The following is a 12,821-nucleotide window of genomic DNA, read 5'->3' as shown; positions in this document are numbered from 1 at the left end:
GCTGTGATCGGGCCACGTGATGGCACTGTCGGGGGGTGACGGACGTGCGCCCCGCGGCCCGGAGCCGGACCCGGGCCGACGCCGTCGCGATGGTCCTGGTCGGCCAGTTCTCCGTGCAGTTCGGTGCGACGGCGGCGACCGGGCTGTTCGCGCGGGTCGGGCCCGTGGGTGCGGTGTCGCTGCGGCTGGCGTTCGCGGCGCTGGTGCTGCTGGTGGTCTGCCGGCCGCGGCTCCGTCACCTCGGTCCGCGCGACTGGGCCACCGTCGTCGGCTTCGGCGTGGCCCTCGCGGGCATGAACTCGCTGATCTACGAGGCGATCGCCCGCATCCCGCTCGGGGCGGCGGTGACCCTCGAGGTGCTCGGCCCGCTCGTGCTCTCCGTGGTGGCGGCACGGCGGGCGTCGAGCTGGCTGTGGGCGGCGCTCGCGCTCGCCGGCGTCGCGCTGCTGGGCCGCGCGGGGCTGGCGGGGCTGACGCTGACGGGCGCGCTGTTCGCGCTGGGTGCCGCGACGATGTGGGCGGCGTACATCCTCGCGTCCCGCCACGCGGGCGGGCGGTTCGAGCGCCTCGACGGCCTGGCGCTCGCGATGACCGTCGGCGCGGTGCTCACCGTCCCGTTCGGCGTGGTGCAGGGCGGGGCGGCGATGGTCGACCCCGTGGTGCTCGGGTGGGGCGCGGCGGTGGCGCTGCTGTCGTCCCTCGTGCCCTACAGCCTCGAGCTGCTCGCCCTGCGCCGGATGCCGACCTCGACGTTCTCGGTGCTCATGAGCCTGGCGCCGGCGATCGCCGCGACCGCCGGCTTCGTGGTCCTGGGCCAGGAGGTGACGCCGCTGTCCGCCCTGGCCGTCGGTCTCGTCGTCGCGGCGAGCATCGGGGCGGTGCGGACCTCACGCGGCGGTGCGGGCGGCGAGGCCGTGTAGCAGCAGGTCGACGAGCCGGGCGGCGCGCTCCGGGGTGACGTCGGCGCGGCACAGCAGCCCGACGACGAGCACGACGTCGTCCGGGTCGGGCTCCGCGCGGACCTGCCCGGCCCCGATCCCGGCGCGCAGCAGCTCGGCGAGCGCGTCGCGGACCACCGCGTACAGGGCGCTCGCCTCGGCGCCGGCGAGGGTGTCGGCGAGCCCGGCGCGGGCGTGCACCCGCTCGACGACGAGGACGAGCCAGCGGTCGAGGGCCTCGAGCGGGCCGTGCTGCTCGAGCAGGGGTCCCACGGCGGCCGCGAGCTCGTCGACGTCGGCGCGGAAGACGGCGGTGACGAGGTCGTCGCGGGTCGGGAAGTGCCGGTAGAGCGTGCCGGGCCCGATCCCGGCCGCCTTGGCGACGGCGTTCATCGACGGCTCCCCGCCCGCACCCAGCACCGTGCGCGCGGCGTCGAGGATGCGCTCGCGGTTCAGGCGGGCGTCGGAGCGGGGCACAGGGCCTCCTCTGCGAAACGGAGAGGGTCTCCGTTACCGTGGCGACGGAAGCGGAGAAGGTCTCCGTTCTGTCGAGTGAAGGGGACGACCATGGTGGAGGTCAAGGAGACGGCACCGATCACCACGCGGTTCGGCGCCGCGAGCACGGCCGACGAGGTGGTGGCCGACCACGACCTGCGCGGCGTGCGCGCGGTCGTCACCGGCGCGGCGTCGGGCCTCGGCGTCGAGACCGCCCGCTCGCTGGCGCGCGGGGGCGCGGAGGTCGTGCTGGCCGTGCGGTCCGTCGAGGCGGGGGAGCGGGTGTCGGGCGAGATCGCGGCGGACGTCGACGGTGCGCGGCTGACCGTGAGGCCGCTCGACCTGGCGTCCCGCGCGTCCGTGACCGGGTTCGCCGACGCCTGGCAGGGGCCGCTGCACCTGCTCGTGAACAACGCGGGCGTCATGGCGACGCCACTGCGGCGGACGCCGGAGGGCCGCGAGTGGCAGTTCGCGGTCAACCACCTCGGGCACCACGCGCTGGCGGGCGGCCTGCACCGGGCGCTGGCGGCCGGCGCGGGCGAGCGGGGCGGGGCCCGGGTCGTCGCGCTCAGCTCGGCGGCCCACATGTTCGCGCCGGTCGACCTCGACGACGTCGACTTCCGGCAGCGCGCCTACGACCCGATGGTCGCCTACGGGCGGTCGAAGTCGGCGACGGTGCTGTTCGCGGTCGGGGCCACGCGGCGCTGGGCGGACGACGGGATCGTCGCCAACGCGGTCAACCCGGGCGGCATCCGGACCGGGCTGCAGCGCCACTTCGACGCCGAGCTCGCCGAGCAGATGGAGGGCTACGCCGAGGGCGGGACCTTCCGCTACAAGACCCCGCAGCAGGGCGCGGCGACGACGCTGGTGGCCGCGGTCGACCCGGCGTTCGCCCGGACCGGCGGACACTACCTCGACGACGGGCGGGAGGCCGTCACCGTCGACGACGACGCCGACCCGACGGCGGTGCCGCACGGGGTGAAGCGCTGGGCGCTCGACCCCGACCTCGCCGGGCGGCTCTGGGTGCTCTCCGACGACCTGGTCGCCTGATCGCCGACCGCGAGGAGCCGTCGACGCAGGTCCGCGCCGCGCTCGGCGAACCCCTGCTGCGCGGCGGCGTAGGCGGCCTTGCCCTCGGCGGTCTCGATGCGCACGGGCTCGTAGCCCAGGCCGGCGAGGTCGTAGGGCGAGGCGCGCATGTCGAGCGCGCGGATGTCGTGGGCGAGCGTGAACGTGTCGAGCAGCAGCTCGCCGGGCACGAGCGGCCCGAGCTTGTCGGCCCACTTGTAGAGGTCCATCCCGGCGTGCAGGCAGCCGGGCTGCTCGAGCTCGACCTGGCGCTCCCGGGTCGGCGTGACGGTGTTGCGGGGCGCGGCGGCGTCGGTGAAGAACCGGTAGGCGTCGAAGTGCGAGCAGCGGATGCGGTGGGACTCGACGACCGCATCGGTGCCCCCGCGGCCGAGGCGCAGCGGGACGGGATGGCGGGTGTCGGCGTCGCGGTAGACCATCGCCCACTCGTGCAGCCCGAAGCACCCGAGCTGGGCGGGGCGCCCCGCGGTGGCGCGCAGCAGGCCGGCGACGAAGGCGAGGGTGGTGGCGCGCTCGTCCGCGAGGGCGGCGTGGTCGACGCGGACGCCGTTCCCGTCGCGGACGTAGTGGCGCCAGTCGGCGCGCTCCTCGGCGTCCTCGAGCAGCACCCCGGCGCCCGGGTGCCAGCGCCGCAACCGGCTGGGACGGGTGGGGTAGTAGGTGTAGAGGAAGTCCTCGACGGGGTGCGCCTCGCCCCGCGCCCTCCGCGCCCGGTGCCCGGCGGTGAGCGCGTCGGCGCGCTCGGCGTGCGCCGCGGCCCGCGCGCGCCACACCTCGCTCGCCAGCACCTCCACCCGCCCCATGCTGCCAGCGCGCGCGATGTCAGCGGCGTGGCGTCGCTGTCATCCAGTGTCCTTATCGCCACGCGCTCGACCGTGGGCATCCCGGTGTCAGCGGTGGGCCACCGCTGACGCTGAGCGTCCGTCACGCCGCACGCTCGATCCTGGTGCGCCGACACTTCGGCGCACGCCGCACCGTCGCGCTCCTACCGTCGGGACCATGGACACCGGGGGAGACGTCGACATGGCCGCGGTGGGCGAGCTGCTCGCCGACCGCGCCCGCTGCCGCATGCTGCTGGCGCTCGCCGACGGCCGCGCGCTGCCGGCGAGCGTGCTCGCGTCCGAGGCGGGCGTGGCGCCGTCCACCGCGAGCGGTCACCTCGGGCGGCTGACCGAGCGCGGGCTCACCGAGGTGGTCGCCACCGGCCGCTACCGCTACTACCGCCTCGCCGGCCCCGAGGTCGCCCGGCTCGTCGAGGTGGTCGGCCGGATCGCGCCGGCCCGCCCGGTCCGGTCGCTGCGCGAGGGCACGCGGGCGCACGCGATGCGGATGGCGCGCCGCTGCTACGACCACCTCGCCGGTCGCCTCGGCGTCCCCGTCACGGACGCGCTGCGCGAGCGCGGCTGGGTCGAGGGCTCCGACGGCACCCAGGACCCGACCGCGCGCGAGGGCCACCAGCTGCCGGGCCACGTCGCCGACGACGGCGCGTACCGCCTCACCGACGCGGGCCGCGCGGGTCTCGGCGACCTCGGCGTGCGCGTGCCGGACGGCCTGTCGGCCGTGCGCTGCTGCGTCGACTGGACCGAACAGCGCCACCACCTCTCCGGCCCGCTCGCCGCCGCGCTGCTCACGCGGTTCGACGAGGACGGCTGGCTGCGCTCCTCGCCCGGGCACCGCGCGCTCACGGTGACCGATGCCGGCGTCGCCGGCCTCGCCGACCGACTAGGGGTGGGCTGGCCGCCCCCTTCGGTCGATCTCCGGGGTGCTCGCGCCTGACCTCCTCGCGCATCACCCCGAAGATCACGAGCGCCCTCATCCACGTCCATGCGTCTCCCGACGTGCATGACGTCGCCCGTGATCTCCCCACGCGCTGCGCCACCCCGGGGCCGCGTTCCGGCCGAGGGCGCCCTTTGCCCATCTAGCCGACCGAAGGTGCCCTTCGGTCAGAACCCCGGCCGGCCGACAACCCCCGGCGCGCCCGACCCCCGCCCCCAGGTGGATCCTGGCGCCGTGAGCGAGACGAGCGCGTCGGCGGCACCGGAAGCCCGCGAGCCCCAGCCCGGCGACCGGGCGACGGGGCTCGGGTCCTGGCCCGGCACCGACGCGCGGGAGGCCGCGCGCACGATCGTCGGCGAGGTGCCCGGCCTCCCGTACGTGCCCGAGCTCCCCGCCCGCGGGGCCGGCGCCGACATGGTCGGGCGCACCGCCGCGCTCCTCGTCGACCTCGCCGTCGAGGTGTGGCCGTCCGGCTGGCGGGTGGCACGCCGGCCCGGCGTGGAGCACCGCCGCGCCGAGGAGCTGCTCGCCCGTGACGTCGACGCCCTCGACGAGGCGCTGGGGGAGGCGGGCGCGCGCCCGCCGGCGGTGAAGTGCCAGGTCGCGGGCCCGTGGACGCTCGCCGCCGGGATCGAATTGCGCTCCGGGCACCGCGTGCTCACCGACCGCGGCGCGCTCGCCGAGTTCGCCGCGAGCCTCGGCGAGGGCCTGCGCACGCATGTCGCCGAGATCCGCCGGCGCACCGAGGCGCCCGTCGTCGTCCAGATCGACGAGCCGACCCTGCCCGCCGTGCTCGCCGGGTCGCTGAAGACTCCCTCGGGGTACGGGACGGTCGGCGCGGTGCCCGGTGCCGAGGCCCGCGCGCTCCTCGAGAGCGCGATCGGCGCAGCACGGGACGCCGGCGCGACCACCGTCGTCCACTGCTGCCACCCCACCCCGCCGCTCGCGCTGATCCAGGCGACGCGCCCCGACGCCGTCGCCGTCGACCTCGGCGCCCTCGGGGGACCGGACGCCCCCAAGGAGGTCCTGGACGCCCTCGGCGAGATCTGGGAGGCGGGCACCGAGCTGTGGCTGGGTGTCGTGCCCTCCACCGACCCGGCCGCGAAACCCGAGCTCGACGCGCTCGCCCGCCCCGCCCTCGACCTCGCCGACCGCCTCGGCTTCGACCGCGCCCGCCTCGCCGACCGCGCCGTCGTCACCCCGACCTGCGGCCTCGCCGGCGCCAGCCCGGGATGGGCACGACGCGCGACGAGCACGTCCGTCGAGCTCGCCCGCGCCTTCCTCGACCCGCCCGAGGGCTGGGGATACTGACCGCCGTGCGGATCGGACTGGTGGGCGGCGGCTTCGCCGCCCTGCGCGGGGCCCTGGAGTCGGCGTTCGACGAGGTCGGCTGGGCCGGCATCGAGATCGTCGACATCCCCGTCGAGGTCCCTGACGGCGGCCTCGGGCACGTCGACGTCCTGTGCCCGATGGGCAGCACGATCTCGGGCGCCCTGATGGACGCCACGACGCCGCGCATGATCCAGCAGTTCGGCGTGGGCCTGTCCGGCGTCGACCTCGACGCGGCCGCCGCCCGCGGGCTCGAGGTCGACAACGTCTCCGGCGCCGAGTCCGGCAACGCCGTCGCCGTCGCCGAGGTCGCCCTGCTGCACCTGCTCGCGCTCCTGCGCCGCTTCGAGGAGGCCCGGGCCAACGTCGCGAAGGAGCTGGTCGGCGAGCCGTCGGGCCGCACCCTGGCCGGGCGCACCGTCGGCGTGCTCGGCGTCGGCGACATCGGCGCCGAGGTGATCGTGCGCCTCCGGGCGTTCGGCGCCGACGCGATCGGGATCGGCCGGCGCACCAGGACCGAGACCCCACGGGCCGCCGACCTCCTCGACGACGCCCACTACCACCACGTCGACGACCTGCTCCCCGCCCTCGCCCGCTGCGACGACCTCGTCGTGGCCTGCCCGCTGACCCCGCAGACGCGCGGGATCGTCGGCGCCGCCGCCCTGGACGCGCTGCGCGCCGGCGGGTACCTCGTCAACGTCGCGCGCGGCGGCGTCGTCGACAAGAACGCGCTGCGGGCCGCCCTGCACGAGGGCCACCTGGCCGGCGCGGGCCTCGACGTCACCTGGGCCGAGCCGATCGACCCCGACGACCCGCTGCTCGCCGAGAACGTCGCCGTCACCCCGCACGTCGGCGGCGTCACCGAGACCTCCTACGCCGGCATCGCCACCGGCTTCGTCGCCTCGGTGGAACGACACCTCGGTCGACACGTGGCGTGATCGCCCACGAACGATCTCACCCGCAAGGCCCCGCAGGCGAGTACTCTCCGTGAGCACCGACGCTCCGGGGAGGCGGCCATGGTGCGATCGCGGGTGCTCGCCGGCGGCGTCTGCGCCCTGGCCTGGGCGGCGGCCCTGCCCGTGGTCCTCGCCGCCCCCACCGACGGCGGCTTCGCCCTCGACACCCCGCGCGGCGCGTGGCACGCCGTGCTGCTCGGGGCGCTGGTCGCCGTGCTCGGGCTCGGAGTGCTCGCCCTCGCCGGCGCGCCGCCACGGACCGGCGCGCAGCTGGTCGCCGTCGGCGTCGTCGCCGGGATCGCCTGGGGTGCCGCGCTGCGGGGGTTCATGGCGGGCGTGGCCGGACCGGCGTCGGTCGTGAGCTGGCTCGGCACCTTCGGCTTCATCCTGCTCACCAGCGCCGTCGTCGGCGGCCTGCTGGGGTACGCCGAGCACCGGCGGCGAGCCGGCCGCCCGGGCCGCCGCCTGCGGTACGTGCCGCTGATCTTCGCGCTGGACCCGTCCGCGCTCCTGCTCGTGCTGCCGGCGATGGCGGGCGGGTGGGCCCTGGCCGGGCGCGGGACCCCGCGCGGGCGGCGGTGGGCGTGGGCGGCGACGGCCGTCCCGGTCGTGGCGTTCGTCGTCATCGTGGCGCTGCTCGACGCGGGCCGGAACGTACTCACCCCCGCGGGCGTCGATGCGGCCGTGCTGCTGTTCGCCTGCTTCGGCGTCCTGACGCTCGCGTGCTCGATCCCGTTCCGCGCCGCGCCGCCGCCGGGCCCCGACACGGCCGAGTCACGGTTCACTGTCGGGGTGCGCGGCTAATCTCGGCGCTGTGACCAGCACGGAGCAGACCGACGTGCCGAGCGGGGCCGCCCAGCGCCACCGCGAGCTGTCCGAGGTCGTGGCCGACCACCAGTTCCGCTACTACGTGCTCGACGCCCCGATCGTCACCGACGGCGAGTTCGACGAGCTGTTCGGCGAGCTGCAGCGGCTCGAGGAGGAGTACCCGTCGCTGGTCACGCCGGAGTCGCCGACGCAGCGGGTGGGCGGCGGGTTCTCCACCGACTTCGTCGCGGTCGACCATCTCGAGCGCATGCTCTCGCTCGACAACGCCTTCACCGCCGACGAGCTGCGCGAGTGGGTGCTGCGCGTGCAGCGCGAGCTCGACTTCCCCACCGAGGAGCTGCTCTACCTCTGCGAGCTCAAGATCGACGGGCTGGCGGTCAACCTGCTCTACGAGAACGGCCACCTCACCCGGGCGCTCACGCGCGGCGACGGGCGCACCGGCGAGGACATCACGCTCAACATGCGCACGCTCGCCGACGTGCCCACCGAGCTCACGGGCACCGACGAGTTCCCCGTGCCCGAGCTCATGGAGGTCCGCGGCGAGGTGTTCTTCCGCCTCGCCGACTTCGAGGAGCTCAACGCCGGGCTCGTCGCGGCCGGCAAGCAGCCGTTCGCCAACCCGCGCAACTCCGCGGCGGGCTCGCTGCGCCAGAAGGACCCGCGGGTGACGGCCACGCGGCCGCTGCGCCTGATCTGTCACGGCCTGGGCAAGCGGCGCGGCTTCACCCCGGAGCGCCAGTCGCAGGCCTACGACGCGCTGGCCGCGTGGGGGCTGCCCGTCTCGACGCACACGCGCGTCATCCACGGGGTCGACGCGGTGATCGAGCACGTCGCCTACTGGGGCGAGCACCGCCACGACGCCGAGCACGAGATCGACGGCGTGGTGATCAAGGTCGACGACGTGTCGCTGCAGCGCCGGCTGGGCTCCACATCGCGGGCGCCGCGCTGGGCGATCGCCTACAAGTACCCGCCCGAGCAGGCCACCACGACGCTGCGCAACATCAGCGTCAACGTGGGGCGCACCGGGCGCGTCACGCCGTTCGCCGAGATGGACCCGGTGCTCGTCGCGGGCTCGACGGTCTCGCTCGCGACGCTGCACAACGCGGGCGAGGTGGAGCGCAAGGGCGTCCTCATCGGCGACCGCGTGATCATCCGCAAGGCCGGCGACGTCATCCCCGAGGTGCTGGGGCCGGTCGTCGAGGCGCGCGACGGCAGCGAGCACGCGTTCGTGATGCCGACCCACTGCCCCGAGTGCGGCACCGAGCTGCGCCAGATGCGCGAGGGCGACAAGGACCTGCGCTGCCCCAACGCCCGTTCCTGCCCCGCGCAGCTGCGCGAGCGCCTGTTCCACGTCGCGGGCCGCGGCGCCTTCGACATCGAGGTGCTCGGCTACGAGGCGGCCACCGCGCTGCTCGACGCCGGGGTGGTGGCCGACGAGGGCGACGTCTTCGCGCTCACCGAGGACGACCTCATCCAGGTCGACCTCTTCCGCACCAAGGCGGGCAACGTCTCGGCCAACGGGCGCAAGCTGCTCACCAACCTCGACACCGCGAAGCACCGCCCGCTGTGGAAGGTGCTGGTCGGGCTCTCGATCCGCCACGTCGGCCCGACGGCGGCGCAGGCGCTGGCGCGGCACTTCCAGTCGGTCGACGCCATCGACGCGGCGACCGAGGAGGAGCTGGCGGCCGTCGACGGCGTCGGGCCCACCATCGCCCGGGCGGTGCGGGAGTGGTTCTCGGTCGACTGGCACCGCGAGGTCGTCGAGAAGTGGCGCGCGGCGGGGGTCCAGCTCGCCGAGGAGGCGGACGATTCGGTGCCCCGCACCCTCGAGGGCCTCTCGATCGTCGTCACGGGCTCGCTGCCGACGTTCTCCCGCGACGAGGCGAAGGAGGCGATCCTCGCCCGGGGCGGCCGCGCGGCGGGGTCGGTGTCGAAGAAGACGGCGTTCCTCGTCGTCGGCGACGAGCCGGGGTCGAAGTACGACAAGGCGGTCTCCGCCGGCGTGCCGATCCTCGACGAGGACGGCTTCCGGGTGCTGCTCGCCGACGGGCCGGAGGCGGCCACCGCGGCCGCGGTCGACCCGTCCGCCGGGGAGGCCGGCACCGAGGCCGGCACCGACGCCTGAGCGCCCGCCGGGACCGGGACGAACCGGGCGGTCTGCGGCACGCCGGGGGCATCGGGCACACTCACACCGTCGGGTGACCACGCCTGCGTCCGTCCGGGTGGCATCGATGTGGGATTCCCGACGTCGTCGGCTTGGCGTTGCCCTCGCCGTCGGCAGCGTCGAAGCTGGACACCCCCGGTCCGGGTCGCGAGAGGGGAGGGACGCCGCGGTGCTGCAGTGCTGCCCCAACGGTGCCCGCCCCGCCGACGTGTACCCGGCGGTCCCGATGAGCCCGCGCCACCTGGCGCGGGACGCCCGCGCCGTGGCCGCCCTCGGGGTCACGAGCCTCCACGTGCACCCCCGCGACCGGGACGGCCAGGAGAGCCTAGACCCGCGTGTCATCGGCACCGTCGTCGACGCGATCCGCACCGACGCGCCGGAGATGGAGATCGGGGTCACCACGGCCCGCTGGGTCGAGCCCGACCCCCTCAAACGCACCGAGATCATCGGGCAGTGGGGACGCCTGCCGCGTCACGCGCGCCCCGACGTCGCGTCGGTGAACGTCCACGAGCGCGGCTGGCAGCGGGTGTGCGCGGCGCTCGACGCGGTAGACATCGGCGTCGAGCTCGGCGTCTGGACCACCGGCGACGCCGTCCAGCTCAAGCAGGCCGGCCTGCCGCGCGGCACCGTGCGGGTGCTCGCCGAGGTCACCGTCACCGACCCGGACACCGCGGTCGCCGAGGCGGTCCGCATCCTCAAGGCCCTCGGCCCGGTCCCGGCGCCGATCCTGCTGCACGGCGAGGAGGCGGGCGCCTGGCCCGTCCTCGAGTACGCGAAGCGCAACAACCTCGACACCCGCATCGGCTTCGAGGACACCCTCAAGGGTCCCGACGGCACCTGGCTCGCGACGGGCAACGAGGAGCTCGTGCGCTACGCGCTCGGCCACGACGTCGGCGGGCGCTACGAGCGCCGGCGCAACGGTGGCCGCGGCGGCCTGCGGTCGTCGGGCTTCTGGTCCGGCTCGCGGGCCGACCACCGACGCTGATTCCCCGTTCGCATTCGATCTCTCACGCGGCGTGATGAATACGCGCTTCACTTTCTGAGTTCACCCGCTGTACGACTCGTTCAGAGCAGCGCGTCAATACGCAGCGTCGCCGTACCGTGGTGGCCCATTTTCTTCGCGCGAGCGGAGCACCACCATGACACAGGTCATTTCCCGATTCGACGAGCTCCGGGCGGCGCTGGACGGCGCCGTCGTCACCCCGGACGACCCGGGCTACGACGAGGCCCGCCAGGTGTGGAACGGATCCATCGACCGGAGACCGGCCGTCGTCGCGTACTGCACGAGCGCGGAGGACGTCGCGACGGCCGTGTCGTACGCCCGCGAGGCATCGCTCGAGATCTCGGTGCGCAGTGCAGGCGCCCACTCCGCGTCCGGCATGGGCGTCGGCGACGCCGGCATCGTCATCGACCTGAGCCGGATCGGCGACGTCGTCGTCGACCCCACGGCCCGCCGAGCCCGGATCGGCGGGGGCGCGCTGCAGCGGGACGTCGACGCGGCCACCCAGGCGCACGGGCTCGCCGTGCCGCTCGGCGAGATCGGGCACACGGGCATCGGCGGGATCGCCACCGGCGGCGGCATGGGCTGGCTGACCCGACAGTACGGCCTGACCTGCGACAACCTGGTCGCCGCGCAGGTCGTCCTCGCGGACGGGCGCATCGTGCGCGCGGCGCCGGACGAGAACCCCGACCTGTTCTGGGCGATCCGCGGCGGAGGCGGGAACTTCGGTGTGATCACAGAATTCGAGGTCGCCCTGCACGAGGTCGGTCCGCAGGTCGAGCTGGGGATGCTCTTCTACGGGATGGACGACGCCGCCGACGCGCTGCGGGTGGCTCGCGACGTCATCGCCGACCTGCCGCCCGACGTGAGCTTCGAAGCGGTCTTCCTGCACGCCCCGCCGGAACCGTTCGTGCCCGAGGAGCACCGCGGCCGCCTCGGTGTCGCGATCGCCGTGGTGGGGTTCGGGACGGAGGAGAGCCACCGCGGCGTGGTGGGCCGGGTGCGCGACGCCCTGCCACCGGCGTTGTGGGAATTGGTCACGCCGATGCCCTTCACCGCCCTGCAGCTGATGTTCGACGAGGGGTTCCCGTGGGGCACGCACACCTACGAGAAGTCCCTCGATCTCGCGAGCTTCACCGACGGTGCGGTCGACGTGATCGTCGAGCATGCCGGACGCATGGCCTCACCGATGAGCGCTCTGTTCTTCTACGTGCTTTCCGGCGCCTTCAGCACCGCGGAGGAGGAGGCCACGGCGTTCGGTGGCGGACGGTCCCCGCGGCTGTGCGTGTTCATCGTGGGCATGACACCGGGCGCCGAGGGGCTGGCCGACGAGCGCGTCTGGGTGCGGGGCTTCTACGACGCGCTCATGCCGCACGCCATCAGCCGGGGCGGCTACGTCAACGAGATGATGCCCGACGACGTCCATCGCGTGCCGGCGTCCTACGGCTCGAAGTACGCCCGGCTCGCGCGCATCAAGGCCGCCTACGACCCCGAGAACCTCTTCCACCGCAACGCCAACATCCCGCCGGTGGCCTGACGGATCTCAGCCGGTGATCGTCGCAACGATCCCGGCGAGGTGGGACAGGCGAGCGAGTTCCGAGGGCCGGAAGGCCGGCCCGCCCGGGCGTCCGACGACGACGGCGCGTTCGGGGTGGCCCAGGGGCGCGGCGGCGAGCTCGGTGTCGAGGGCGGTCCAGGCCTCGGGCACGGTGTGCCCGCCGGCCGGGTCGAGCACGGTGGCCTTGTCCAGCGGCAGCCAGGGGAGCTCGGCGGCCTCGGTCTCCGGGGCCGCCGCGCTCGAGGCGACGCGGCGGACGCGGGTGCCGTCGCCGGTGCGCTCGGTGATCAGCGCCCAGGCCGAGCGGAACAGCCGCGGCACGCCCTCGGCCAGCAGCGCCAGGCCCTCCTCGGGCCGCGCGGTGATGGCCTCGACGAGCTCCAGCTCGCGGGTGGTGTCGAGCGCGCCCGCGAACGGGCGCACCGACTCGACCATCACGCCGTCCACGGCCTCCGCGGCGGTGATGAGCACGTCCGGCAGGCGGGAGCTGGGCATGTCGACGACGAGGTCGTCCACCGCCGAGCCGCCCCCGCGCTCGACGACGTCGACGGAGAGGATGTCCGCTCCCTCGGCCCCGAGTGCGGACGCGAGCGCCCCGAGGGTGCCCGGACGGTCCGGCAGCACCACGCGCAGCAGGTAGGTCACGGCCCTCCTCGACTCCCGGGACTCCCGACGGCTCCGGCGTGCT

The 12,821-nt window shown here is 75.2% G+C and carries 11 protein-coding genes and 1 pseudogene; 9 read left to right on the top strand and 3 right to left on the bottom strand.

Translation table 11 applies throughout. The features are described 5' to 3' along the window. The first annotated feature begins 35 nt into the window (after window positions 1-35). Entirely contained in the window at window positions 36-920 is an 885-nt protein-coding gene (locus WCD58_RS06410) for an EamA family transporter (protein ID WP_337700646.1), read from the top strand. On the opposite strand, the gene WCD58_RS06405 is transcribed toward WCD58_RS06410, so the two are convergent. Next, window positions 888-1,415 (bottom strand): TetR/AcrR family transcriptional regulator, encoded by a 528-nt coding sequence (locus WCD58_RS06405; RefSeq protein WP_337700644.1) that lies wholly within the window; start codon window positions 1,413-1,415, stop codon window positions 888-890. The genes WCD58_RS06410 and WCD58_RS06405 overlap by 33 nt on opposite strands. Window positions 1,416-1,505: 90 nt before the next feature. On the opposite strand from WCD58_RS06405, the pseudogene WCD58_RS06400 reads away from it, so the two are divergent. Next, window positions 1,506-2,327 (top strand): annotated as a pseudogene (locus WCD58_RS06400) (SDR family NAD(P)-dependent oxidoreductase); the annotation flags it as partial. Between the two features lie 14 nt (window positions 2,328-2,341). Here the strand turns inward: WCD58_RS06400 and WCD58_RS06395 are convergent. Then, window positions 2,342-3,325 (bottom strand): 3-methyladenine DNA glycosylase, encoded by a 984-nt coding sequence (locus WCD58_RS06395; protein WP_337700643.1) that lies wholly within the window; start codon window positions 3,323-3,325, stop codon window positions 2,342-2,344. A gap of 196 nt (window positions 3,326-3,521) precedes the next feature. On the opposite strand from WCD58_RS06395, the gene WCD58_RS06390 reads away from it, so the two are divergent. The 7 genes from WCD58_RS06390 to WCD58_RS06360 all read left to right on the top strand — a co-directional run bounded on the left by WCD58_RS06390 (window position 3,522) and on the right by WCD58_RS06360 (window position 12,112). Beyond that, window positions 3,522-4,298: an ArsR/SmtB family transcription factor gene (locus WCD58_RS06390; RefSeq protein ID WP_337700641.1), complete on the top strand. Its 777-nt coding sequence runs from the start codon at window positions 3,522-3,524 to the stop codon at window positions 4,296-4,298. Between the two features lie 234 nt (window positions 4,299-4,532). Further along, window positions 4,533-5,609 carry a uroporphyrinogen decarboxylase/cobalamine-independent methonine synthase family protein gene (locus WCD58_RS06385; protein WP_337700639.1) on the top strand — a complete coding sequence of 359 codons (1,077 nt, stop codon included), beginning with the start codon at window positions 4,533-4,535 and terminating at the stop codon, window positions 5,607-5,609. A 5-nt stretch (window positions 5,610-5,614) separates the two neighbouring features. Next, window positions 5,615-6,565 (top strand): NAD(P)-dependent oxidoreductase, encoded by a 951-nt coding sequence (locus WCD58_RS06380; RefSeq protein ID WP_337700637.1) that lies wholly within the window; start codon window positions 5,615-5,617, stop codon window positions 6,563-6,565. Between the two features lie 78 nt (window positions 6,566-6,643). Beyond that, window positions 6,644-7,387, top strand: a complete 744-nt coding sequence (locus WCD58_RS06375; protein ID WP_337700635.1) for a hypothetical protein — start codon at window positions 6,644-6,646, stop codon at window positions 7,385-7,387. 10 nt (window positions 7,388-7,397) lie between these two features. Beyond that, a complete protein-coding gene (gene ligA, locus WCD58_RS06370; RefSeq protein ID WP_337700634.1) occupies window positions 7,398-9,536 on the top strand; it encodes an NAD-dependent DNA ligase LigA in 2,139 nt (712 codons plus the stop codon). A gap of 208 nt (window positions 9,537-9,744) precedes the next feature. After that, window positions 9,745-10,560: a 3-keto-5-aminohexanoate cleavage protein gene (locus tag WCD58_RS06365; protein ID WP_337700633.1), complete on the top strand. Its 816-nt coding sequence runs from the start codon at window positions 9,745-9,747 to the stop codon at window positions 10,558-10,560. A gap of 154 nt (window positions 10,561-10,714) precedes the next feature. Next, entirely contained in the window at window positions 10,715-12,112 is a 1,398-nt protein-coding gene (locus WCD58_RS06360) for an FAD-binding oxidoreductase (RefSeq protein WP_337700631.1), read from the top strand. Window positions 12,113-12,118: 6 nt separating this feature from the next. Here the strand turns inward: WCD58_RS06360 and WCD58_RS06355 are convergent, their stop codons facing one another. Continuing rightward, entirely contained in the window at window positions 12,119-12,778 is a 660-nt protein-coding gene (locus WCD58_RS06355; RefSeq protein ID WP_337700629.1) for an ACT domain-containing protein, read from the bottom strand. Window positions 12,779-12,821 lie beyond the last annotated feature (43 nt).

Source organism: Actinomycetospora flava, from assembly GCF_037400335.1.
Lineage (GTDB): Bacteria > Actinomycetota > Actinomycetes > Mycobacteriales > Pseudonocardiaceae > Actinomycetospora > Actinomycetospora flava.
Note: the sequence above shows the minus strand (reverse complement) of the source record. Positions and strands in the feature narration are given on the sequence as shown.